General features: G+C 61.7%; 16 protein-coding genes and 1 tRNA gene. 6 read left to right on the top strand and 11 right to left on the bottom strand.

Going from position 1 to position 24402, the window contains the following annotated elements; all coding sequences use genetic code 11:
• Positions 1-7 precede the first annotated feature (7 nt).
• A complete protein-coding gene (locus FDM28_RS06025) occupies positions 8-1993 on the bottom strand; it encodes a sensor histidine kinase (protein WP_138513974.1) in 1986 nt (661 codons plus the stop codon).
• A gap of 210 nt (positions 1994-2203) precedes the next feature.
• Between FDM28_RS06025 and FDM28_RS06020 the strand changes: the two genes are divergently transcribed.
• From FDM28_RS06020 to priA, 4 genes are all read left to right on the top strand, one after another.
• Entirely contained in the window at positions 2204-4513 is a 2310-nt protein-coding gene (locus tag FDM28_RS06020; RefSeq protein ID WP_138513972.1) for a protein-disulfide reductase DsbD family protein, read from the top strand.
• Positions 4514-4542: 29 nt separating this feature from the next.
• Positions 4543-4983, top strand: a complete 441-nt coding sequence (locus FDM28_RS06015; protein ID WP_138513970.1) for a CoA-binding protein — start codon at positions 4543-4545, stop codon at positions 4981-4983.
• Positions 4984-5096: 113 nt separating this feature from the next.
• Positions 5097-6242 carry a uroporphyrinogen decarboxylase gene (gene hemE / locus FDM28_RS06010; protein ID WP_138514294.1) on the top strand — a complete coding sequence of 382 codons (1146 nt, stop codon included), beginning with the start codon at positions 5097-5099 and terminating at the stop codon, positions 6240-6242.
• A gap of 375 nt (positions 6243-6617) precedes the next feature.
• A complete protein-coding gene (gene priA / locus FDM28_RS06005; protein WP_138513968.1) occupies positions 6618-8777 on the top strand; it encodes a replication restart helicase PriA in 2160 nt (719 codons plus the stop codon).
• Between the two features lie 61 nt (positions 8778-8838).
• Here the strand turns inward: priA and FDM28_RS06000 are convergent, their stop codons facing one another.
• Positions 8839-9192, bottom strand: coding sequence for a hypothetical protein (locus tag FDM28_RS06000; RefSeq protein ID WP_138513966.1), 354 nt, complete (start codon positions 9190-9192; stop codon positions 8839-8841).
• A 120-nt stretch (positions 9193-9312) separates the two neighbouring features.
• Positions 9313-10293, bottom strand: coding sequence for an AEC family transporter (locus FDM28_RS05995; protein WP_138513964.1), 981 nt, complete (start codon positions 10291-10293; stop codon positions 9313-9315).
• A gap of 245 nt (positions 10294-10538) precedes the next feature.
• On the opposite strand from FDM28_RS05995, the gene FDM28_RS05990 reads away from it, so the two are divergent.
• Both FDM28_RS05990 and FDM28_RS05985 read left to right on the top strand, forming a co-directional pair.
• Entirely contained in the window at positions 10539-12671 is a 2133-nt protein-coding gene (locus tag FDM28_RS05990; protein ID WP_138513962.1) for an ATP-dependent helicase, read from the top strand.
• Between the two features lie 83 nt (positions 12672-12754).
• Positions 12755-13687, top strand: coding sequence for a phospholipase A (locus FDM28_RS05985; protein ID WP_240791901.1), 933 nt, complete (start codon positions 12755-12757; stop codon positions 13685-13687).
• Between the two features lie 6 nt (positions 13688-13693).
• On the opposite strand, the gene FDM28_RS05980 is transcribed toward FDM28_RS05985, so the two are convergent.
• From FDM28_RS05980 to rpoC, 8 genes are all read right to left on the bottom strand, one after another.
• A complete protein-coding gene (locus tag FDM28_RS05980) occupies positions 13694-14281 on the bottom strand; it encodes a hypothetical protein (RefSeq protein ID WP_138513958.1) in 588 nt (195 codons plus the stop codon).
• 227 nt (positions 14282-14508) lie between these two features.
• Positions 14509-14584 (bottom strand) — tRNA-Phe (locus FDM28_RS05975).
• 25 nt (positions 14585-14609) lie between these two features.
• Positions 14610-15281, bottom strand: a complete 672-nt coding sequence (locus tag FDM28_RS05970; RefSeq protein ID WP_138513955.1) for a response regulator — start codon at positions 15279-15281, stop codon at positions 14610-14612.
• Positions 15282-15318: 37 nt separating this feature from the next.
• Positions 15319-17547, bottom strand: coding sequence for a sensor histidine kinase (locus tag FDM28_RS05965; RefSeq protein WP_138514292.1), 2229 nt, complete (start codon positions 17545-17547; stop codon positions 15319-15321).
• Between the two features lie 59 nt (positions 17548-17606).
• Complete coding sequence (locus FDM28_RS05960; RefSeq protein ID WP_138513953.1) at positions 17607-18161, bottom strand: DUF4390 domain-containing protein; 555 nt, start codon at positions 18159-18161, stop codon at positions 17607-17609.
• Between the two features lie 34 nt (positions 18162-18195).
• Positions 18196-19524 (bottom strand): 16S rRNA (cytosine(967)-C(5))-methyltransferase RsmB, encoded by a 1329-nt coding sequence (gene rsmB, locus FDM28_RS05955; RefSeq protein WP_138513951.1) that lies wholly within the window; start codon positions 19522-19524, stop codon positions 18196-18198.
• A gap of 7 nt (positions 19525-19531) precedes the next feature.
• Positions 19532-20083 (bottom strand): hypothetical protein, encoded by a 552-nt coding sequence (locus FDM28_RS05950; RefSeq protein WP_138513949.1) that lies wholly within the window; start codon positions 20081-20083, stop codon positions 19532-19534.
• 92 nt (positions 20084-20175) lie between these two features.
• The gene (gene rpoC / locus FDM28_RS05945; protein ID WP_138513947.1) at positions 20176-24402 is read right to left on the bottom strand and encodes a DNA-directed RNA polymerase subunit beta'; all 4227 of its coding nucleotides are present in this window, start codon (positions 24400-24402) and stop codon (positions 20176-20178) included.

Genomic DNA, 24402 nt, shown 5'->3' with positions numbered 1-24402 from the left:
AAACGATTCAAAAGGCGCTGGTCGGGTAGCCATCCGGAACGATGACCGGCGCTTGCAGCGGCAAGGACATGCTGAACGTGGAGCCGCTGCCCGGGGCACTTGCCACATGCACCGTACCGCCCAGCGTCTTGGTGACCAGGTTGTAAACAATATTGAGCCCCAGGCCACTGCCCCCCTGGCCGAGCTTGGTGGTGAAGAACGGGTCGAACACCCGCGCCAGATGCGCCTGCGGAATGCCGGAACCATCGTCCTGCACCAGCAGGCGCACGCGGTCGCTGCCTTCCATGCTGGCGCTGATGGTCACCGTGCCGTGCTCCTTGCCTTCAAAGGCGTGCAGCAAGGCGTTGTTGATCAAATTGGTGAGCACCTGCCCCAACGGGCCGGGGAAGCTGTCCATCACGATGCTGGCCGGAATCTCGCTGAGCACCGTGTGCGAGGACTTGCGGATGGAAGGCCCCAGGGTCAGCAAAATTTCGGTGACGGTGCTGTGCAGGTCAAAGGCCCGGCGGTTCACACTGGTCTGGTCCACCGCCACCTGCTTGAAGCTGGACACCAGCTCCGCCGCATGCTGCAAGCCGCGCATCAGAATACCGGCCCCTTGCTGGGTGTTGGCCACGAACTCGTCCAGCCGGCTGCGCGTCAGGCCCTTGCCCATGGTTTCCGAGAAGTTGCTGGCGTGGTCTTGCAAGGTGCTGGCCACGGTAAGGCTGTTGCCGATGGGGGTGTTCAGCTCGTGGGCAATACCGGCCACCAGCGAGCCCAGGGCCGACATTTTTTCGGTGCGTACCAGCTCCGACTGGGCAGCCCGCAGCTGGCCCATGGCATCGGTCAACTCCTGGGTGCGCTCCTGCACCCGGTGCTCCAGCGTGGCATTGAGCTGGAGGATGTTTTCTTCGTAGCGGTGTTTTTCGGTGATGTCTTCAAACGCCATGATGAGCACCCGCTCGTCCCCGAGGGTGACCAAACGACCGGAGAGGTCGCAGAACATGTCAACACCGGTGTCGCCCCGGCGCATCCAGGCCTTGAAGTTCGACACCTCCCCGCGCTCCTGGATGGTGCGCAGCGCGAGCTTGCGTTGATCCACATCGCGCCAGATGCCGGTGCGCGCGCCGTTGGAGCCAATGGCAGTTGCGCGGTCGATGCCGAACACCCGCACCCAGGCGCTGTTGACATCAACGGTAGTGACCTCGCCCTCCAGCAAAGACACCGACATGGCCATGGGCGAGGCATCAAAAATGGCGGCAAATTTGGTCTGGCTGACGCGCAAGGCCTCTTCGGTGCGGGCGCGCTCTTCGAGCTCGCGCTGCAGGGCCTGGGTTTTTTGCTCCCGCTCAGACAGCAGCGCCCCGAGATCAACGCGCATGGTGTCCAGGGCATTGGAGAGCTGGCCGATTTCGTCCTGCTTGGTGCTGGCGAGCGACCCCGTCAGCTCCCCCCGCGCCAGGCGCAAGGCACTCTCCCGCAAACTCAGCAAGGGGCGCACGATGCGTGAGTTAAACAAAGGCCAGATAAACGCAAACGCCAAGCCCACCTGCAGCAGCAGCGCCGCCGCAAAACGCAGCAGCTCGGCACGGGCCTCGCGCTCAATGCGCTGGGACGACATCACCACCGACAAGGTGCCTACCTTGGCGCCGTTGTAGGCAATATCGCGCTGCTCCTGGAGCAGGTTTTCGCCGGCATCCAGCAAGTCGCCGCGCTTGACAAAGGTTTCGCCGAATTCGTCGGTCACCGTCACATTGACCACATCCGGGTTGCGCATGACGGCTTCGACCAGCTCAATCGCCACGCCCCGGTCGAGGTTCCACACCGCCACCGCCATGCCGCGCGACAGCACGTCGGCATATTGTTTGAGAGGGGCCTCTACCCGCAGGGCCACCTCGCTTTGCAATTTGCTGGTGACCTGGAAGCCGGCAAAAAACAAGGCCGGCAACAAAATACCCAGCGCCACCCCCACCATCAAGGTTTGCCGGAAGGACAGGCTGGGTAATTTCACGGTCAACGCCTTGGTTGCGGGTAAATCAAGAAGCCGCACGCATCAGAGCGACAGCGCGAGCGTGTTTCCATACAAAGGGCATCGTTCTCTCTCCTGAAGGTGATGGCGCACCGCACAGCTTGCGGGCACCGCTGTTATAACCTCAACCGCCCCGTCTTGGCGGCCCCCACACCGCAGGAACTTTCAGGCCCCTAGGGCCTCCGACTACTGATGACCGCCCGCCTCCCACTGCCTACCGCCGCCCCTGCACTCTGGGCACGCGCGGTTTTTGCTCTTTTTTTGATAGCTGCTTGCGCACTATTCACGGGTGCAAACGCCCAAATCAACCCCATTTCCAGCAGCACAGCGGCCTCCGCCTTGGGTGGCAACGCCTCGGCCCGCGTCAGCACCGAGCAGGTGCAAGCCGAATTGGTGGTGCACGCGCCGGACGGCGTCACCCCCGGCAAAACGCTGTGGCTAGGCTTGTTGCTGCAGCACCAGCCGCATTGGCACACGTACTGGAAGAACCCCGGCGACTCCGGCCTGCCCACCCAGTTGCAATGGACACTGCCTGCAGGCCTGAGCGCGGGCGACATCGCCTGGCCGGCTCCACGCAAAATTGCCATTGGCACCCTGGCCAACCTGGGCTACGAGGGGGAGGTGCTGCTGCCGGTACCGGTGCAAGTGGACAGCAGCTTCCAGCCTCAAGGGCTGGAGCAACACGCAGAAATCCAGCTCCATGCGAGCTGGCTGGTGTGCCGCGAGGAGTGCATTCCTCAAGAAGGGCAGTTCAGCCTGCGCATACCGGTGCGGGGCTCCACCGCCTTGCATGCGACACGTTTTTCAGCGACCCAAGCGGCAGCACCCACGCCCCTGCAAGGCACGCTGGATGCCCGCGCCGAGGCCGACGGCATGCGCCTGAAGGTGCGCGGCCTGCCCGCCGCCTGGGTGGGCAAGGCCTTGCAGGCCCTGCCGGAGACCGCTGAGCTGCTGCACACCCCTGCACTCCCCGCCTCTACAGACCGCTTGCACAACGAGGCCGCCCAAGCCAACACCTTGCGCGCCGGCCAGCAAGGCTGGAGCGGCAGCACCTGGCAGGCGCTGATTCCGTACTCCGCGCAACGCAATACGGCCCCCGGCGCGCTGGCATGGGTGCTGAGCATGGGCAACAACAGCGTGCGCGCCAACGCCTCTGTGGATGGCACCTGGCCCACCGTGGCCAGCCAGGCCCAGGTGCCTGCCGCCCTGCAAGCTGCGCTGGACAGCAACGCCCGCACGGCCGCCAAGGCTTCCGCGCCCCCACCTGCCACGCCGTCCGGCGGCTGGGTCGTGATGGTGCTGGGCGCCGTGTTGGGCGGGCTGATTTTGAACCTGATGCCCTGCGTGTTCCCCGTGCTGGCCATCAAGGTGCTGGGGTTTGCGACGCAGAGCGGCCAGTCCCGCGCCAGCCAACGGGCGCAGGGGCTGGCGTACACCGCGGGGGTGGTGCTGTCGTTTCTGACCTTGGGCGGGCTGCTGCTGGCCTTGCGGGCGGGTGGCGAGCAGCTGGGGTGGGGCTTTCAGCTGCAATCCCCGGGGGTGATTGCCGGCCTCGCGCTGCTGTTTACCGCGCTGGCGCTCAACCTGGCCGGTGTGCTGCACATCGGCAACTTTTTGCCGGCCGGGCTGGCGGGAGTGCGCTTGCGCCACCCGGTGGCAGAGGCATTTTTGTCCGGAGTGCTGGCCGTGGCGGTCGCATCGCCCTGCACTGCGCCCTTTATGGGCGCCTCGCTGGGCTACGCCATCACGCTGCCAGGACTGCAATCCTTGCTGCTGTTTGCGGCACTTGGTCTGGGCCTGGCGTTGCCCTACCTGCTGGCCAGCTATGTGCCGGCGGTCGGCCGTTGGCTGCCACGGCCCGGTGCCTGGATGGAAACGCTGCGGCAGTTTCTCGCCTTCCCCATGGCGGCCACGGTGGTGTGGCTGGTGTGGGTGCTGGGGCACCTGAGCGGCGTGGATGGCGCGGCCAGCCTGCTGCTCTTGCTTCTGAGCCTGTGCCTGCTGGTGTGGGCGGGGCGCCAAAGCGGTCGGCACAAGGCCATTTTCACTATCATTTCCATAGCTGCTTGCGCACTATCCATAAGCGCTACATGGCAATTCGGCTTAAAAACTGCGCCTGACTCGGCAGCCAACGCCGACAGCAGGGGCGCACCAACCCCAGGCTGGCAGACCTGGTCAGAGCCGGCCGTGCAAGCAGCATTGCAGGACGGCAAGCCGGTGTTTGTGGACTTCACCGCCGCCTGGTGCATCACCTGCCAAGTCAACAAGCAAACCACCCTCCGCCACCGGGAGGTGGAGGCCGCCTTCGCCGCCAAGCACGTCCGCCTGCTGCGCGCCGACTGGACGCGGCGCGACCCCGCCATCACCCAAGCCCTGCAGGCGCTGGGCCGCAGCGGGGTGCCGGTGTATGTGCTGTACGCCCCGGGCAAGCCTCCGGTGGTGCTGACCGAAATCCTCACGCCCGGCGAAGTGATGGCCGCCTTGTCCGCGCTCCCGGCGTGACCCGCACGCCAGCCCCAACCGGAACCGACATGCCCCTGACAGAAGCCCACACCATTGCCGACCTGGTCAGCCGCCCGCGCACCGTGGCGGTCGTTGGCCTGTCGCCCAAGCCGCACCGCGAGAGTTTCAAGGTCGCGCAGTACATGCAGCGCCAGGGCTGGCGGATCGTGCCCATTAATCCCAATGTCAACCCGAATGCGAGCGAGATATTGGGCGAGAAGGTCTACACCAGCCTCACTGAAGCGGCGGCGGTAGAGAAGATTGAGCTGGTCAACGTGTTCCGCAACAGCGACGACGTGCCGCCGGTGGTAGATGAAGCCATCGCCATCGGGGCGCCCGCCCTCTGGCTGCAACTGGGCATCCGCCACGACGCTGCTCTGGCCCAAGCCCAGGCCGCCGGCCTGCAGTGCGTGCAAGACAAATGCCTGCTGGTGGAGCACGCCCGCTCGCAAGGCCAAGCCCACGGTTAAGGTGCGCGCCCCGGGCTTTTGATGGCCGGCTGCCATCGCGTCTTGACTTGAGGCAAGACAAACGCCGGCATGGCCTGAACTGCGACAATTCAGGCATGACCCACACCTCTGCCATGTCCACCGCCTCCACCCCAGCCGCCACCACCTTCGACGGCCTGCATAACCCCACCTTTTTGCAAGCCTGCATGCGCCAGGCCACCGCGCATACGCCGCTGTGGCTGATGCGCCAGGCCGGCCGCTACCTGCCGGAATACGTGGCCACGCGCGCCAAGGCCGGCAGCTTCATGGGCCTGGCCACCAACCGCGAGTACGCCACCGAAGTCACCCTGCAGCCGCTGGAGCGTTACCCGCTGGACGCGGCCATTCTGTTCAGCGACATCCTGACCGTGCCGGACGCCATGGGCCTGGGCTTGAGTTTTGCCCAAGGCGAAGGCCCGCGCTTTGCCAGCCCCATCAAGAATGAGGCCGATGTGGCCAAGCTCGAAGTGCCCGACATGACCAAGCTGCAATATGTGTTTGATGCGGTCAGCAGCATCCGCAAAGCACTCACCGTGGACGGCAAAGGCCGCGTGCCCCTGATTGGTTTTAGCGGCAGCCCCTGGACACTGGCTTGCTACATGGTGGAAGGCAAAGGATCGGACGACTACCGCCTGGTCAAAACCATGATGTACAGCCGCCCGGACCTGATGCACCGCATGCTGGCCATCAACGCCGACTCAGTCGCCGCCTACCTGAATGCCCAAATCGACGCCGGCGCCCAAGCGGTCATGGTGTTTGACAGCTGGGGCGGCGTGCTGGCCGATGGCGCGTTCCAGGAGTTCAGCCTGGCCTACACCGCACGCGTGCTGAAGCAGCTCAAGCGTTTCGGCACCGATGGCAAAGTGGTGCCGCGCATAGTGTTCACCAAAGGCGGCGGTTTGTGGCTGCACGACATGCAGGTGCTGGACTGCGAAGTGCTGGGTCTGGACTGGACGGTCAACCTCGCCAAAGCCCGTGCTTTGGTGGGTGGCGCGGAGAACGGCCCCGGTAAAGCACTGCAAGGCAACATCGACCCCAACGTGTTGTTTGCGCCACCGGCTGCTATCGAAACGGAAGTGGCCAAGGTGCTGGACAGCTTCGGCACACCGTACCAAGGCAACGGCACCGGCCCCACGCACATATTCAATTTGGGCCACGGCATCAGCCAGTACACCCCGCCGGACCATGTGGCGGCGCTGGTGGCTGCGGTGCACAGTTACTCCAAAAAGCTGCGGGCCTGAGCGGCCCCTACCACGGTTTGTGCATAAAAACAAAGTTCTGCGGACTTAGTTATGCACAAAAACCGGGGGTCAGGGTTAACCCGTTGATCCGTTTGGACGGTATGCGCTATCAAAGGAATAGCGCTCGTAAGTGCTTGATTTATAAGGAATCACGGATTTGCTTTTTTTCTGGGCACCGTAAGAAAACCCTTGATTTACAAGGCTTCAGCGGGGGCTCAGGGCACATATCAACAAAGTTATCCACAGAAAACTTGAATCGACTGTAAAGCGCTTGTAAATCAAGCACTTAGCCCACACTCCGCAAGTTCACCTCAACAAGAAGTCCCAAGTGTCATTCCGCATCCTGAGAAGCTCCGGCCTTGCCGGACACCGCCCATGAGCCACTGGCTGCCCGTTTTGGTGCACACGCCGGCGCATGCGGCACTCGGCCCGGTGCTCACCTACCGCAGCGAGCAGTTGCTGCCGGCCGGCACGCTGGTAAGGGTGCCATTGGGCAAGCGCGAAACCTTGGGCGTGGTGTGGGATGCAGCCACTGCGGAGGCCACCGGCGAGTTCGACCCCACCAAGGTGCGTGACATTGCCGGCGTGCTGGAAGGCATTCCGCCCCTGAGCCGCGCCTGGCAACAACTGCTGAGTTTTACAGCGGCCTACTACCAGCGCTCGGCGGGCGAAGTGGCGCTGGCCGCCCTGCCCCCGCAGTTGCGCGAGCTGAACCCCGAGCAGATGGCGCGCCGCCTCAAACGCAAAAAAGCGGACGCAGGCGCCGGCGGCGCGGTACTGGCCGCGCCGGCCCTCACCCCCGAGCAAGCCAGCGCGATTGCGCAGATCGATGCCAACCCCGGTCCCTTTTTGCTCTTCGGCGCCACCGGAAGCGGCAAAACCGAGGTCTACCTGCACTGCGTGCACAAGCTGCTGGCAGCCGACCCGGATGCACAAGCCTTGGTCATGGTGCCGGAAATCAACCTCACCCCTCAGCTGGAAGAGCGCTTCAAGGCCCGTTTTGCCCCGCTCTATGGCGAACAGGCCGTGGTCAGCCTGCACAGCGGCATGACCAACCCGCAGCGCCTCAAAAGTTGGCTCAGCGCCCATGGGGGCGCAGCCCGCATCGTGCTGGGCACGCGCATGGCAGTGTTTGCTTCTCTGCCAAAACTGCGGCTCATCGTCGTGGACGAAGAGCACGACCCCAGCTACAAAAGCGGCGAAGGGGCCCGCTACTCAGCGCGCGACCTCGCGGTCTACCGGGGCAAATTGGAGGGGGCCAAGGTCATCCTCGGTTCGGCCACGCCCTCGCTGGAGAGCTGGCACCACAGCCGGCCGGCCGAGGAAGGCGGGCGCTACCTGCGCCTGCACATGCCCAGCCGGGTGGGTGGGGCTTCCAAATTACCCGCTACCGGAGGGGCATTACCTCTCGTGCGGCGGGTGGACATGAACCACCAGCCCCGGCGCGCCATTTTCTCGACCCCGCTGATTGCCGCCATTACAGAACGGGTGGCGCGCGGCGAGCAAGTCATGGTGTTTTTGAACCGGCGCGGCTACGCCCCGGTGCTGACCTGCGAGGACTGCGGCTGGAAGAGTGAGTGCCCGCACTGCAGCGCCTTCCGCGTGTTCCACAAAATCGACCGCACCCTGCGCTGCCACCACTGCGGCTTTACCGAGCGGGTGCCGCGCGCCTGCCCGGACTGCGGCAATGTGGACATCGCCCCCTTCGGCCGCGGCACCGAGCAGCTGGAAGAACACCTGGCCGAGTTGCTGGTGGATGTGCGACGGCACGGCTCTGTCACCCCCGAGAACCCGGACGGCGAGCATGTGCGCATCGCCCGCATCGATGCCGACAGCACCAAACTCAAAGGCCAGCTCGAAGAGCAGCTGGCCGCCGTGCATGCGGGCGACGTGGATGTGCTGGTGGGCACGCAAATGATTGCCAAGGGCCACGACTTCCGCCGCATCACGCTGGTGGCAGCGGTAAACCCGGACGGCGCCTTGTTCAGCAGTGACTTCCGGGCGCCCGAGCGCCTGTTCAGCCTGCTGATGCAGGCCGCAGGCCGTGCCGGACGCGATGCGTCACTGGGCGCGCAGAGTGAGGTGTGGCTGCAAACCTTCCAGCCCGAGCACGGCCTGTACGCCGCACTCAAGAAGCACGACTACCCCGCCTTCGCCGCTCAGCAGCTCAAAGAACGCGAGCAAGCCAACATGCCGCCCTTCAGCGCCCAAGCCTTGGTGCGCGCCGAGGCCAAGACGCAGGAAGCGGCACAGGCTTTTTTGAACGCCGCCCGCACCTTCGCCCAAACCGAGATGGCCGCATGGGACGGCTGGGCCGAGGCGCTGGAGCAAATCTTCCTCTACCCCGCCGTGCCCATGGCCATCCAGCGGGTGGCCAACATCGAGCGCGCCCAGATGCTCATCGAGTGCCCCTCACGCGCCACGCTGCAGCAGTTTTTGACCGCCTGGCAAAGCGTGCTCCACGCGACCCGCAGCCAGCCCGAATGCAAAGGCCTGATCCGCTGGGCGATTGATGTGGATCCACTAGTGATTTGAAGGAAAATCGCCTCTAGCGCCCGCAGAATATGCGCGAGCAGCTAGCAATTTAATAGCACCCTCAGCGCTTGTCGGTCCCAGACCCGTAAGGCAGGGCTTGGTCATTGCGCACTTCATGCGCCTGCACATCCACCACATCCGCCACGGGCGCGGCGTGCCCGAAACCTCCCGCTGCTGACGGGCCTGCTGCGCCAAAGCCACCGCGCTTGAACTGCTGGCGCGCCTGGTTGAAGCGTTGAAACGTCGTCACAAACGCCGGCTTGCGGCCGGTAAGCAGGGCCTTGAGCAGCACCCAGACGAGGCTGACCAGCGCCACCAAGATCAGGCTCAGCGCGAACACCGCCGCAGCGGCAATCAGCACCAGCTTGAGCACGGTGCGGGTGATGGCGGAAACGAGGCGATTCAAAGTGTCCATAAGGGGATTGTGCCGCGCCGGGGAATACCACCGGCAAATCCAAGGGCGTCCGTAGTTGGCAGCCAAATCAGGCCTTAGCGCAGGTGGAATATGCGCAAGCAGCTACTAAATCAATAGCAACTACATCCCCACCATCAGCGCCACCGCACCGGAGAAGGTAAAGAAGGCCGCGGCAGTGGACACCAGAATGATGCGAGCGATGCGCCCGTTGTCGGCCCCGAAACGCTCCGCCAGCAGCGACACATTGCTCGCGCTGGGCAGTGCGGCCAGCAGCACCAGCACGGTGAGGGCGAACTTGTCGATCGGCACGCCCAGGCTCACCGCCGACACGCCCACCAGCAGCACCAGCAGCGGGTGCAAAAACAGCTTGATGAGCGCCACCGGCACATACTCCTGCCAGTGCACCTCATGCGATTTGTCGTCTTTAGCCAGCATCTGCGAGCGGGCCAGCACTGCGCCGATGGTGAACAAGGCCACGGGCGATGCCGCGTCGGCCAACAGCCCCACCGTGGTTGCCACCGGTTTGGGCAGGTCCAACTGCAGGGCGGAGAACAAGGCCCCCAGCAGGATGGACCAAGGCATGGGGTTGGCCGCCACCCCTTTGAGTGCGTTTTTGGCTGCCTGCGCGGCCGAAGCCCCGCCCTGCGCCGGATCGCCCCCCAAACGGGACAGCGCAATGCAAAGCGACGAGGTCACCAGCATGTCCACCAAAATGGTAACGATGGCCGGCCCCGCCGCCTTGGCCCCCAATAACGCCACCAGCAGGGGTACGCCCATGAAGCCGGTGTTGGGGAAGGCGCCCACCAGCGCACCGAAGGCCGCATCGTTCCAGCCAATGCGGCCGTGCAGGGTGATGGCAATCACAAAGGCCACCATCACCAAGCCGCACAGCATGTACGTCAGCGCCAGCCCCCCATCCAGCAACTGGCCAATGGGCGTGCTGGCGCCAAAGCGGTACAGCATGCACGGTAGCGCGAAAAACAGCACAAACCCGTTCAGCCCCGGAATGGCTGCCAGCGGCAGCATGCCCCGGCGGGCAGCCAAATAACCGCAAAGCACGAGCGCAAAGAACGGGAAAGTGACGATCAGGATTTGCAGCATGGGCGTAATTGTCGGGGATACAGAGGGGTGGCTTCATGGTTGACCTGGCGTGCGCCACACACTCGAACTCCGGGGAGGGGGTGCTTTGCAAAGTGAGGTCAAGGAGGAGCCCGCGCACGCGGGCGGGGGACACGAACGGCGCAATGCACCCCCTCCCAGGAGTGGGCGAACACCAGCCCCCCACGAGCAACCGAGCGACCCGTTAAGATTGTCCGCTCTCCGCACGTCAGGCACTCCATTCCCCCATGTCCTCCCCATCCGCCAACCACGGCATGAACCCCGCCCAGCAAGAGGCGGTGAACTACCTGCACGGGCCCTGCCTGGTGCTGGCCGGGGCAGGCTCGGGCAAAACGCGGGTGATTACGCACAAAATCGCCCGCCTCATCCAGATGGGCATGCCGGCCAACCGGATTGCGGCCATCACCTTTACCAACAAGGCGGCGGCCGAAATGCGCGAGCGGGCCAAACACCTGATCGGCAAGGCGGCCAAAGACGTGGTGGTGTGCACCTTCCACGCCCTGGGCGTGCGCATGCTGCGGGAGGACGGTGCGGTGCTGGGCCTGAAGCCGCAATTCAGCATTCTGGACAGCGACGACGTCACCAGCATCATCAAAGACGCGGGGGGCACCATCGACACCGCCACAGCCCGCCAATGGCAATGGACCATCAGCGCCTGGAAAGGTGCGGGGCTGAACAGCGACCAGGCCTTGGCCGTGGCGGCGGACGACAACGAGCGCATCATCGCCACCGCCATGGCGCGCTACGAAGAGCGCCTGGTGGCCTACCAGAGTGTGGACTTTGATGACCTGATCAGCCTGCCCCTCAAGCTGCTGCGCGACTACCCGCAAGTGCGCGAGCGCTGGCAAACCATGCTGGGCCATGTGCTGGTGGATGAATACCAGGACACCAACGCCACCCAATACGAGGTGCTGAAGTATCTGGTGGGCGATAAGGCCCGCTTTACCGCCGTGGGCGACGACGACCAGTCCATCTACGGCTGGCGCGGCGCCACGCTGGATAACCTCAAAAAACTGCCAGTCGACTTTCCCACCCTCAAGGTCATCAAGCTGGAGCAGAACTACCGCTCCACCAGCGCCATCCTGCGGGCTGCGAACAATGTGATCGGCCCCAACCCCAAGCTGTTTCCCAAGACGCTGTTCAGCGAGCTGGGTGAAGGCGAGCCGGTGCGCATTGTGGATGCGGACAACGAGGAACACGAGGCCGAGCGCGCCGTCGCCCGCATCCAGAGCCTGCGCGCGAACGGTGTACCAGACGCGCAAGGCAAGCAGTACAAAGAGTTCCGCGACTTTGCGGTGCTGTACCGTGCCAACCACCAGGCCAAGCCATTCGAGAAAGCGCTGCGCAAGGCGGGCATTCCGTACAAGGTGTCCGGCGGGCAGAGCTTTTTTGACCGGGCCGAGATCCGCGACCTGTGCGCCTGGTTCCGGCTGTGGAGCAACAACGACGATGACCCGGCCTTCCTGCGCGCTGTGACCACGCCCAAGCGGGGCATTGGCCACACCACGCTGGGGACCTTGGGCACCTTTGCCACCCAGTACAAGCTGAGCCTGTTTGAGTCGCTGTTTTCGTCCTCGCTGGCCAGTGTGCTGAGCGCCAAGGCGCTGGGCAGCCTGCATGAGTTCGGCCGCTACATCAACGACCTGCAGTTCCGCGCCCGACATACCGAAGGCGCGGAAGCGGCCATGGCCTTCATCATGGATTGGCTCAAAGAGATAGGCTACGAAAAGCACCTCTACGACGGCGAAGACAGCGAAGGCGTGGCCTCTGCCAAGTGGAGCAACGTGATGGAGTTCTGCGAGTGGATGGCGCAGCGCTGCGGCGGGCAGATTGACGATGCCGCTGGCGTGACCAACACGCGCGAGATCAAAAACCTGCTGGAAGTGTCGCAAACCATCGCCCTGCTCTCCACCATCAGCGAGCGCGAGAAGGACCAAAACGTGGTGACCCTCTCCACCCTCCACGCCTCCAAGGGCTTGGAGTGGCCGCATGTGATGCTGGTGGGCGTGACCGAGGGCATGCTGCCCTTCAAGCTCGGTGACGGCGCCGACACGCTGGGCGGCTCCACGATGGAGCATGAGTCAGCCAACGAAGACATTGCCGCTCGCCTGCAGGAAGAGCGCCGCCTCATGTACGTAGGCATTACCCGCGCCCAGCGCAGCCTGGCGGTGAGCTGGACGCGCCGTCGCAAAAAGGGGCGCGAGATGGTGGCCGCCCTGCCCAGCCGCTTTATTGCAGAAATGGGCCTGGACCAAGCCACCGCCAAAGAAGACCCGCGCGAGAAGCTGCGTGCCTTGCGCGCCGAATTTGCCGCCAAAGCCCTCGTGACCGCCGCCAACGCAGCCGCTGCCAAGCCATGAAAAACTCGCCTCGAACTGCTATCTTTTTCATAGCTGTCTGCGCTTTATCAGTCAGCGCTACAGCCCAAAATGGCACGGAGGCATTGGCAAGCGACTACCCGCTCGCCGAGGCCACACCCAGCGCCAAACTGTCGGCTCCGGTCGAGGTGGTGAGCTGCAAAAATCCGGCGGCATCGCCCCTCTCCCGCATCTGGGAGCTGGAGCCGGCCAGCGATTGCGGCACCTTTGGGCTGCGGGGCTACCGCCCCATCAGCCTGGCCATCATCGGCTCGGACAGCGTCAACACCGCCTCCAGCTCCCCCGCAGCCGGCCACACCGCGAGCTTTCAGCCCTACACCACCAGCGAAACGCGCATCAACCTGTCGGTGCGCACCAAAATTGCCCAAGGCCTGCTCACCGGCGGCGACCCGAACCGGCTCGATTCGCTGTGGTTTGCCTACAGCCAGCAGTCGTATTGGCAGCTGTTCAATGCCGATTTGTCACGCCCTTTTCGCGCCACCGACCATGAGCCGGAGCTGATTTACATCTTTCCGGTGGAGTCAGCATTGCCGTCGGGTTGGCGCTTGCGCTACGGCGGCATCGGCATCAACCACCAGAGCAATGGGCAGAGCCTGCCGCTCTCGCGCAGCTGGAACCGCATCATCGGCCGCGCCGGGCTGGAGCTGGGCAATCAGGTATCCATCACCGGCGCCCTGTGGCAGCGCATTCCAGAAGACAGCGCGGGCGACGACAACCCCGACATCGTGGACCGCATCGGCCGCGCCGAACTCACTGCCGCGTGGAATATCGATCCCCGCAACTCACTCACCGTCACCCTGCGCCACGCTTTGCAAGGCAGTGACAGCGGCTCGGTCCGGCTGGCATGGTTCAAAAAAATCGGCAGCGCCGCCGACAACGGCAACCGCAGCAGCCTGCGCCTGCACACGGAGCTGTTCAGCGGTTACGGCGACTCGTTGATGGACTACAACCGCCAGCGCACGGTGTTCAGCGTGGGCCTTACGCTGCTGGACTGGTAAACCGCCTTAGCGGTGACCGTCAAACGTGGAGTGGTAAGAGTCTGAAAAGCCCAGCGTGCTGCCGGGGTCGGCCGGGCCAAAAATCTGGTCGTGCAAATCGGCCAACAAGAGCATGGCCTGCGCCGCATCTGGGTTGAACCCCACACGCGCATTGCCCATGCCATCCCCGCCATTCATGATCAGGCGATTGATGTACACGCTGCACTCCTTGTAACCCCACAAGGTGCGGATGGTGTTGGCAATGCGGTGGTGGTAGAGCTCCACCACCTCCAGCGCGGTGACCGCACGTTGCTCGGGCGAGCGCTCTTCCAAGCCCATGGGCTCGGTGGCGACTTCATCAAAATCAGGGAAGGCTTCTGCCGATTTGGTTTCGCTGCGGCTGCGCGGCATGGCCTGCGGCAGGCTGGGCAAGGGAGCGGAGCTAGACAGCGGTGCCATGCCGCTGTAGCGGGAATCTTGCTCCGCAAGCGCGTTGTCCCACATGCTCCAAGAGGTTTCCGGATCGTCCTCCACCACCTCCAGACCGCGCGAATCCACAGCATCCACTCGCTTGGATGCTCCGGAACCGCCTTTCCCCAGAAACCTGCTGAACATGCGATACCCTCTTATTCTTCGACTGCGCTGAACGCGTAGTCTGTATTGTTTGACCACCCTCGTCTGCAGGTCACTCCCATGCCCTTGCAGACTGTGGTGCGAGAGTACTTCCAAGAACGCCGCCATGCAAGAGCCCGGACGGGCTAACGGGCGCTGGAAATGCGTAGGCGCGTGTCTCAGGCAAAGAAAAAGCGGCATTCCCGTGAGGAAATGCCGCTTTCGCGTTTTGGTGGCCTGGGGCGGAATCGAACCACCGACACAAGGATTTTCAATCCTCTGCTCTACCGACTGAGCTACCGGGCCTAAGCCTTGAATTATAGCATCAAATTTAGGCGTGATTTCGTTTGCCGCGAGATAGATCAACGCCCAGCTGTTTGAGCTTGCGATAAAGGTGGGTGCGCTCCAAGCCGGTCTTCTCGGCAACACGGGTCATGGAACCATTCTCTTTGGAGAGATGAAATTCAAAATACGCTTTTTCGAACTCATCGCGGGCCTCGCGCAGAGGCTTGTCCAACCCGAAATCCTGATGGGCTTGCGGGCCTTGCTCTACCGGCTCAACCACTGCAACCACGCTCGTCGATTGCAGCTCTGCAAATACCGGCCCTTGCGGCACCGCTGCAGTGGGTTTGCGTACGGCACCGCGGGCCAAGCCTTGCTCCACCGCTTTCAGCAGTTTTTGCAAGGTGACGGGTTTTTCCAAAAAGGCGAGCGCACCAATTTTGGTGGCCTCTACGGCGGTATCAATCGTGGCGTGGCCACTCATCATGATGACAGGCATGGTGAGCGCGCCCGTGGCAGACCACTCTTTGAGCAAGGTAACGCCATCGGTGTCGGGCATCCAGATATCGAGCAACACTAGGTCCGGCCGTTCGCGCAAGCGAGCGGCACGTGCTTGTGCCGCGTTCTCGGCGAGCTCTACGGTGTGCCCCTCATCATTGAGGATTTCCGAGAGCAACTCCCGGATACCGTGCTCATCGTCCACTACCAATATATTCGCCATATCGCTTGCGCTATTCCTCGTTCAACCTGACTGTGCCTCATGCCTGTACGTCAGGCGCAATGGCCAATGATAACGACACTTGCGCGCCCAGCACGACACCGTCCTTGAGGCGGTTGCCGAGCTCGACGCGAGAGCCATGTTCATCTGCAATTTTTTTCACGACGGCCAAGCCCAAACCGGTACCCCGGGACTTGGTGGTGACGTAAGGCTCAAAGGCCCGTTTGAGAATGTGGTCGGCAAAGCCATCGCCTTGATCCAGCACCGCAAGTCGGACGCGTTTGCTGGCACTTTGCCACTGGGTACGTAATGTCACGGTCCTCGGCTCGCTCACTGCACCCACGGCAGTCAAGCAGGCATCTTGAGCGTTTTGCAATAAGTTGTGAATGACCTGCCGGAGTTGCTCAGCATCTCCCATCACCAAGGGGCATGTCTCTTCGAGCTCCAAGCGAATAGGCACCTTGGCGTTATCCAGGTCATACAAATGCATCACGTCCTGCACCAGGCTATTGAGGTTGAGCGGCTTGAGTTCGGCCGCAGGCAATCGGGCGTAATCGCGAAACTCGTTCACGAGCCGCTTCATGGCGTCGACCTGGTCGACGATGGTTTTTACTGATTTGACGAGCACCGCCTGTTCCGGAGCGGCCACTTTGCCACTCAACTTCATTTCCAGCCGTTCAGCCGATAGCTGAATGGGGGTTAGCGGATTCTTGATCTCGTGCGCCAGCCGACGCGCCACCTCGCCCCATGCCTGCGCACGTTGGGCCGAGACAATTTCAGAAATATCGTCAAACACCAGCAAATGCATCTGGGATGGCAACTCGGCGCCGCGCGCCACCAGCGTGATGGCGTTGTCAAACGGCCCCAGAGCGCGATCTGCGCCCGCGCCTAATTCAAAGGATTGCTGCCAATGGTCCGCCGCCGTATCCAATGGCCGGGAAGACAATTCCTCAAACTGCTTTTGGACACCCGCACCGAAAGACTCTAAACCGGGCAAACTGGCCAAGGACAAGCCCGCTGACGACGCGACATTCATTTGCAAAATACGAGATGCGCCGGGATTCGAGCTGCAGATGTTGCCGGCAGCATCCAGCACGATGACGCCAGACGTCAGGTTGTCCAGAATCGTTTGGAGGTTGGAGCGTGCCGCGTCTACGGCCGACATGCTGCTCTCCACCGCCGCACGGGCATCCGCAAGTTGTTGCGTCATGGAGGCAAATGCGCGGGTAAGCCCCCCCAGTTCATCTTTGCCTTGCAAGGCGAGCTTGGGCGTCAAATCACCGGCCGCCACTTGGCTCACGCCCTCTGTCAGCAGCAGCAAAGGCCGCGCAATTTGGTTGCCCAATATCACCGCCAGTAACACGGCGCCAAACACTGCGAGAAACAGACTGAGTGTCAAAGTACCGATGTACATGCGCTTTAACCCCTCCCGCCCCAGAGCGCGCTCCTGGTATTCGCGGTTGGCCGTTTCCACCGCCAGCGCATTGGCAACCAGATTCGCCGGCAGCGCGCGGGTGACCAGCATGTAACGAGGCTCGGCGTTCAGGCCCAAGCCGGCACTGGCAAGCGGCACAAGCGCCTTGATACGGGCCCCACTCAAAGCGGTAGGAGTGATGTCATCCAAACCTTCTACCCACGCCAGAGACCGCTGCTGGCGGGCGGTGCGAAACTGGCTGGTACTGGGTTTGTCCGGACTGAGCTGAAAGGTAGACTGCCCCACACTGGTGATCAGATTGCCATTGCCACTCCAGATGGCAATATCCGAGGCGCCAAGCTGCTCCAGCAAGCGCTCTGCGAGCTCACCCGCCGCGCTTTCTGGGTTTTCTGCTATCAAATTCGCAGCAGCCTTGGATTTGACAGCCAGGTCTACCGTCAGGGTGTCCAGGGTGACTCGCCCCAAATTCAGCCCCGCCTCCAAGGCGCCTTCCACCTTCACATCGAACCACGTCTCAATAGAGCGGGACACAAATTGGTAAGACACGACATAAATCAACAGCCCTGGCATCACCCCCACCAATGCGAAGGTGGTGGCCAACTTCAGCAATAAGCGGCTACCAAAACGCCCCTGGCGCAAGCGCACGGCCAGGCGATAGCTGACCCAGGCAATAGCCACTGCTAGCAATGTCGCCACGACCACATTGATGGCGAACAGCGTGCCGTAGTTACTCTCGTACAGCTCCCGGTTGTTGGTGGCCTGCGTGAGCAGATAGAGCAGCATCAGGCCGATGATCACCATCGTGACCGCGCCCACGGCGATGGTGCGACGCATGGCCCGGGAGGTGTGGCGAATGCTTGTCACGCCGCCAGGGGCTCCGTCGCCAGACGCACTCACTTGGCCCCCTCTTGCACCAGCGTCACAGAGCGGGCAACGCCGACGTCCCAGTCGGTATGCCCGATGACCCCGATTTGAAAGGGGCGCGGTAGCTGGCTGAGATCGAGCTGAAACCGAAAGTCCAAGCGGTATTTCACCGTGGGATCCAGCTCAGCAGCACCCGCAACCTTCCACTTGGAAATGCGCTTGACCGAGGCCAACGCGGCCTGGAGGCTGTCGAACGACTGGCTGAGCGCCAACCCCTGCCCCGCGCCTGCGCCACTGCCGGTTCCGATACTCAATCGCCACCGGCGAGTGAGTGGCTGAAAGGCCAGCTTGTACTGGCGGGATGCCGAGACAAGGGACTTGTCGTACCAGTACCACCGCTCTTTCAAGACCTCGGCCTCCGCACGGAAGTAGACCGGCACGCCTTTCAGAAGCGCCTCTTCTACGGCGCCAGAAAGCTCGAACTGCAGCTGCGCCGTGATGGACACTTCTTCGCTGCTTCGCTCGACCTCAAACTGACTCAACTCCACGGGGGTTTGAGCCCATGCGGACGTGCACAGGGCCATCCAAGCCCAAACGCAAAAACCGAGCAACAGTTTTTTAAACAGATTTTTTCTCAAACAAGGCATAGAAGAAACCATCGTGATCCCCGAACCCATTGTCGGACACGTCGTCTTCCAGCGCCGATGCGCGCGGCAACAAGTGCCCCGGAGACGGTAAAAGTACCGCATCTTTGTGGTGCGCAAGAAACGAATGCACTTGATCCGCACCTTCTGCCTTGAACACGGAACAAGTGCAATACAGAAAGCGCCCCCCTTCCCGCAACAGCGGCCACAGCGCGTTCAGGAGCCGCTGCTGCTGCTCCGCCAATTGGGCAATATCGCTCTCGCGACGCAACCAGCGGATATCGGGGTGCCTGCGGACAATGCCGGAGGCGGTGCAAGGCGCGTCCAGCAAAATACGATCAAACAACTGACCATCCCACCAGTCAGAGATTTGCCCTGCGTCCGCCACTTGAACCCGGGCTTGCAACCCCAAGCGTGTCAAGGTTTGCGTAATGCGATCTGCGCGGGCGGGGTCTACCTCCAAGGCCACGACCTGCGCATCACTGCGCTCCAGCAAATGCGCCGTTTTGCCACCTGGTGCGGCACATGCATCCAGAATGCGCTCTTGCCCACCGTTGGACTGCACCACATCACCGAGTAGTAGCTCTGCGGCCATTTGCGCCGCACCGTCTTGCACAGACGCAAACCCCTCCGCAAAGTGCGGCAAGGTGTGAACCGGGACCGGCTTTGCCAGCTCCACACCGGCTCGGGTGACACGTGCCACCGCAATCCCTTGCGTACGCAGCAGCTCCGCATACTGGGCAGGCGCAGATTTGCGCGCGTTCACCCGGAGCGACATAGGCGGATGGCGATTGGCGGCGGCGAGCAAAGACTGCCAGCACTCGGGGTGCTCGGCTCGCACCCGCTGTATCCACCACAAGGGGTGATTCCACAAGGCTTCCTGTCGTACGCTGGTTGCCGCTACCAACGCATCACGCTCACGCAAAAAACGCCTCAAGCAGGCATTGATAAAGCTGGACTGCGGTTTGGCTTTCGCATTTGCTTTCGCTGCCTCCACGGCTTGGTTGACCAAGGTGAAGTCGTCATAAAGTGCATCGACCTTGCTCCACAACAGGGCCAACACCAAACACAATAAAACGTCCGCAGCAGGAGGCGGCGTCTTCGGCGCCAGCAGGGACCGCAACGCGACGGCGCGCCCCCACTGCCGCCACGCATGAAATGCAAGGGCTTGAACGCCATTGCGCAAGTCGGGGGCGACCGCCTCCATCGCCACACTACCGGATTGCCCCTCTCGAACGGCCAGCAACACCTGCACGGTTGCATTGAGCTGTTGCCATAAAGCGGGAGCAGTTTTTTCGTTCATTCGTTTCCTAAATAGTTGCGCTGATTTCAAAACCCATACGGCGTGCGACCAGGCGTGCGGGGAGTTCTTGTACCCACTCGTTGTAGGTTGCGATGATGCCGTTCAAGGCATTCTGAACCGCAATGGCTTTGGCAGCACCGCTCTCCCATGCGACTTTGAAGTCTTCCGGCACCGGAGAACCCGCCAAATCGGAGGGACTCGCAATCAGATGACTCCACGCACCCTGCAGTGCTTGCCAGCACTCCGCGCGCAACGCTTGCACCATAGGGCTCAAGGTGTTTTTTTGGACCTGCCCCCATACGCTGTCAACCTGGCGGGCGGCAGTGACTACGCCCAGCCACTGAAGCGAAGCATCAGGACTCATTGGCTCGGCGTCTGTGCCGCCACCCAGTACAGCATGACGCTCCAACACCAACTGTGCACAAGCCCTTACCTGCTTTTCCAACACCCCCAACACTTCAATCGCACGGGCACGTTGCCGGGTGATGCGGTTGTGCAAACCCACCAGCCAAAACAAGACCCCCGCTGCGAGAAGCCACCACCATATTGATGCACTCATGCCTGCCCCTCCAAACCACTTATGCGGCTTTCATAGAAAAAGGCCTCAAGCTGCATGCAACTTGAGGCCTTTACATCGTCAGCGAATGTCAGTTATTCGGCAGACGCTCCGTCACCGGCAGCAACCTCATCGGCAGCATCCGACACGCCTGCCAACTCAGCCGCTTCGGCTTCGGCAATCGCACGGCGCTCCGCATCGTCCATGGTCTCGCGGACTTTGCGTGCTTCGTGGTAGGCCAAGCCGGTACCAGCAGGAATCAAGCGGCCCACGATCACGTTTTCCTTCAGGCCACGCAGCTCGTCGCGCTTGCCCATGATGGCAGCTTCGGTCAACACGCGCGTCGTTTCCTGGAAGGAAGCCGCAGAGATGAAGCTGTCAGTAGACAAGGATGCCTTGGTAATACCCAGCAACAAATTGGTGTAAGTCGCAGGGATCTTGCCGTCGGCGCGCAAAGCGTCATTGGTATTGAGCATCTCAGAGCGCTCGACTTGCTCGCCATTGATGTAGCCGGAATCACCAGCGTTTTCAACGACCACACGGCGCAGCATCTGGCGAACAATCACTTCAATGTGCTTGTCGTTGATCTTCACGCCTTGCAAGCGGTACACATCCTGCACTTCGTCCACGATGTAGCGCGCCAGTTCTTCGGAGCCCAGCAAACGCAGGATGTCCTGCGGATCAGCAGGACCGTCCACCACGGACTCGCCCTTGTTGACCACCTGGCCTTCGTGCACCAAGATGTTCTTTTCCTTGGGCACGAGCTCTTCCCAGACCTTGCCTTCGGGATCGGTGATCTGCAAGCGAACCTTGCCTTTAGTTTCTTTACCGAAGGACACGGTACCGGTCACCTCCGCCAAAACACCCTTGTCTTTAGGCGAGCGGGCTTCAAACAACTCGGCAACCCGTGGCAGACCACCGGTAATGTCGCGAGTCTTCTGGCCTTCGATCGGGATACGGGCCAGCACTTCGCCGGGGCCTACGTCCTGACCGTCACGCACTTGCACCAGGGCGCCGACCGGGAAGCCGATCGTCACCGAGTGGTCGGTACCAGGAATCTTGACTTCGTGGCCGGAAGCATCGATCAGCTTCACCTGCGGACGCACAACCTTGGCAGAACCACGGCGCTTCGGATCGATTACCACCAGGGTCGACAGGCCAGTCACTTCATCCACCTGCTTGGCAACAGTCAAACCTTCTTCGACGTTTTCGAAGTGGGCCTTACCCGCGAACTCGGTAATGATGGGTCGTGTCAATGGATCCCAATTGGCCAGGATCGCACCCGCTTTGACGGTTTGGTCTGCCTTGATGGTCAACACAGCGCCATAAGGAACCTTGTGACGCTCGCGCTCACGACCATGTTCATCATGAATGATGATCTCGCCGGAACGTGCAATCACCACCAGCTCGCCCTTGCTGTTCGTCACATAGCGCATCGTGGCGTTGAAGCCGATGTTGCCGTTGGACTTGGCTTCCACGCTGGAAGCGATAGCTGCACGGGACGCGGCACCGCCAATGTGGAAGGTACGCATGGTTAGCTGGGTACCGGGTTCACCGATGGACTGTGCAGCGATCACACCGACGGCTTCTCCGCCGTTGATCAAGCCACCACGGCCCAAGTCGCGTCCGTAGCACTTGGCACAAATACCAAAGCGCGTTTCGCAAGTCAGTGCGGTGCGGACCTTGACTTCATCGACGCCGGCAGCTTCCAGCATTTCGATTTCGTCTTCTTCCAACATGGCACCAGCATTCAACAGCACGGCACGTGTTTCTGGATGCAGCACATCGTCCGCTGCGGTACGGCCGAGGATACGGTCACGCAGGGATTCAATCACTTCACCGCCCTCGACAATGGCGCGCATCAGCGAGCCATCATGGGTTCCGCAATCCTGCTCGGTCACCACCAAGTCTTGGGTCACGTCGACCAAGCGACGTGTCAGGTAACCGGAGTTCGCTGTCTTCAACGCGGTGTCGGCCAAGCCCTTACGAGCACCGTGGGTGGAGATGAAGTACTCCAACACGTTCAAACCTTCGCGGAAGTTCGCGGTAATCGGCGTTTCGATGATGGAGCCATCTGGCTTGGCCATCAGACCCCGCATACCGGCCACCTGACGGATCTGGGCCGCAGAGCCGCGGGCACCGGAGTCGGCCATCATGTAAATGGAGTTGAAGGATTCCTGTTGGACCTGGTTGCCATGGCGATCAGTGACCAACTCCTTGGACAACTTGGCCATCATGACCTTGGACACTTCGTCACCCGACTTGCCCCAGATATCCACCACCTTGTTGTAGCGCTCACCGGAAGTCACCAGACCGGACACGTACTGCTGCTCGATCTCTTTCACTTCCTTCTGGGCGCGACCGATGATGTCGTGCTTTTCCTGCGGCACCAACATGTCGTCGATACAGATGGAAATACCCGCCTTGGTCGCCAAACGGAAACCGCTTTGCAGCAGCTTGTCGGCAAACACCACGGTTTCCTTCAATCCGCACTTGCGGAAGGACACGTTGATGAGCTTGGAAATTTCCTTCTTCTTCAACGCCTTGTTGATGTTGGCAAAAGGCAAGCCCTTGGGCAGGATTTCGGACAACAAGGCGCGGCCTGCGGTGGTTTCCCACAGCTTTGTTTCTGGCACAAATTCGCCGGTTTCCTTGTTCTTGGTCCATTCGGTCAAACGCACGTTGATACGCGCATTCAACTCCACCTCGCCCGCATCGAATGCGCGCTGGACTTCACCGGTATCCGCAAACACCAGACCTTCACCCTTGCCGTTGATACGGTCCCGGGTGGTGTAGTACAAGCCCAACACCACGTCCTGGGAAGGAACGATGGACGGCTCGCCGTTGGCAGGGAACAGCACGTTGTTGGAGGCCAGCATCAAGGTGCGAGCTTCCATTTGCGCCTCCACCGACAGAGGGACGTGGACAGCCATTTGGTCACCGTCGAAGTCGGCGTTGAAGGCCGCGCAAACGAGTGGGTGCAGTTGAATAGCCTTACCTTCGATCAGGATAGGCTCAAACGCTTGGATGCCCAAACGGTGCAGCGTAGGCGCACGGTTCAGCATCACGGGGTGTTCTTTGATGACCTCTTCCAGAATGTCCCACACCACAGGCGTGCCGGATTCGACTTCCTTCTTGGCAGCCTTGATGGTGGTCGCAATGCCCATGGCTTCCAAGCGCGCAAAGATGAAGGGCTTGAACAACTCGAGGGCCATCAACTTGGGCAGACCGCACTGGTGCAGTTTGAGCGTTGGTCCCACGGTAATCACGGAACGACCGGAGTAGTCCACGCGCTTACCCAGCAAGTTCTGGCGGAAACGACCGGACTTGCCCTTGATCATGTCGGCCAAAGACTTCAAGGCGCGCTTGTTGGCGCCGGTCATGGCCTTGCCGCGACGGCCGTTGTCCAGCAAGCTGTCCACGGCTTCTTGCAACATCCGCTTTTCATTACGGGCGATGATCTCGGGCGCCTTCAACTCCAGCAAACGGCGCAGACGGCTGTTGCGGTTGATCACGCGGCGATACAGGTCGTTCAGGTCGGAGGTCGCAAAGCGGCCGCCGTCCAGGGGCACCAACGGACGCAAGTCCGGTGGCAGCACAGGCAATACGTCCAGCACCATCCACTCGGGCTTGATGCCGGATTTCTTGAAGGCTTCCAGCACTTTCAGGCGCTTAGCGTTCTTCTTGATCTTCAGCTCAGAGCCGGTCAGGTCATTGCGCAGCTTCTCGATGGAGCCATCGATATCGATGCTTTCCAGCAAGTCCTTGATACCTTCGGCGCCCATCTTGGCGGTGAACTCGTCACCGTATTCCTGGAATTTGGCATCAAAGTCGTCTTCGGACATGATGCTGTACTTCTTGAGCGGAGTCATGCCGGGGTCGGTGACCACGTATGCCTCGAAGTACAACACGCGTTCGATGTCGCGCAGGGTCATGTCCAGCACCAAGCCCAAACGGCTTGGCAGTGACTTCAGGAACCAGATGTGCGCGCACGGAGCGGCCAAGTCGATGTGACCCATGCGTTCACGACGCACTTTGGTCTGTGTAACTTCAACGCCGCACTTTTCGCAGATCACACCGCGGTGCTTCAGGCGCTTGTACTTGCCGCACAAGCATTCGTAGTCCTTGATAGGTCCGAAAATCTTGGCGCAGAACAGACCATCACGCTCAGGCTTGAAGGTGCGGTAGTTGATGGTTTCAGGTTTTTTGACTTCGCCGAAAGACCAGGAACGGATCTTTTCAGGGGACGCCATGCCAATCTTGATGGCATCGAAATGCTCATCGGGCGTGAACTGCTTGAACAGGTCGAGTAAAGATTTCAT

It is taken from the genome of Rhodoferax bucti (assembly GCF_005876985.1).
GTDB lineage: Bacteria > Pseudomonadota > Gammaproteobacteria > Burkholderiales > Burkholderiaceae_C > Allorhodoferax > Allorhodoferax bucti.
This window is presented reverse-complemented; position numbering and strand designations above follow the sequence as displayed.

Excerpts from the sequence above, each read along its gene's own strand:
- FDM28_RS06020 (WP_138513972.1), top strand. The coding sequence starts at position 2,204 with ATGACCGCCCGCCTCCCACTGCCTACCGCCGCCCCTGCACTCTGGGCA.
- FDM28_RS06015 (WP_138513970.1), top strand. The coding sequence starts at position 4,543 with ATGCCCCTGACAGAAGCCCACACCATTGCCGACCTGGTCAGCCGCCCG.
- hemE (WP_138514294.1), top strand. The coding sequence starts at position 5,097 with ATGTCCACCGCCTCCACCCCAGCCGCCACCACCTTCGACGGCCTGCAT.
- priA (WP_138513968.1), top strand. The coding sequence starts at position 6,618 with ATGAGCCACTGGCTGCCCGTTTTGGTGCACACGCCGGCGCATGCGGCA.
- FDM28_RS06000 (WP_138513966.1), bottom strand. The coding sequence starts at position 9,192 with ATGGACACTTTGAATCGCCTCGTTTCCGCCATCACCCGCACCGTGCTC.
- FDM28_RS05995 (WP_138513964.1), bottom strand. The coding sequence starts at position 10,293 with ATGCTGCAAATCCTGATCGTCACTTTCCCGTTCTTTGCGCTCGTGCTT.
- FDM28_RS05990 (WP_138513962.1), top strand. The coding sequence starts at position 10,539 with ATGTCCTCCCCATCCGCCAACCACGGCATGAACCCCGCCCAGCAAGAG.
- FDM28_RS05980 (WP_138513958.1), bottom strand. The coding sequence starts at position 14,281 with ATGTTCAGCAGGTTTCTGGGGAAAGGCGGTTCCGGAGCATCCAAGCGA.
- FDM28_RS05970 (WP_138513955.1), bottom strand. The coding sequence starts at position 15,281 with ATGGCGAATATATTGGTAGTGGACGATGAGCACGGTATCCGGGAGTTG.
- FDM28_RS05965 (WP_138514292.1), bottom strand. The coding sequence starts at position 17,547 with ATGCGTCGCACCATCGCCGTGGGCGCGGTCACGATGGTGATCATCGGC.
- FDM28_RS05960 (WP_138513953.1), bottom strand. The coding sequence starts at position 18,161 with ATGGCCCTGTGCACGTCCGCATGGGCTCAAACCCCCGTGGAGTTGAGT.
- rsmB (WP_138513951.1), bottom strand. The coding sequence starts at position 19,524 with ATGAACGAAAAAACTGCTCCCGCTTTATGGCAACAGCTCAATGCAACC.
- FDM28_RS05950 (WP_138513949.1), bottom strand. The coding sequence starts at position 20,083 with ATGAGTGCATCAATATGGTGGTGGCTTCTCGCAGCGGGGGTCTTGTTT.
- rpoC (WP_138513947.1), bottom strand. The coding sequence starts at position 24,402 with ATGAAATCTTTACTCGACCTGTTCAAGCAGTTCACGCCCGATGAGCAT.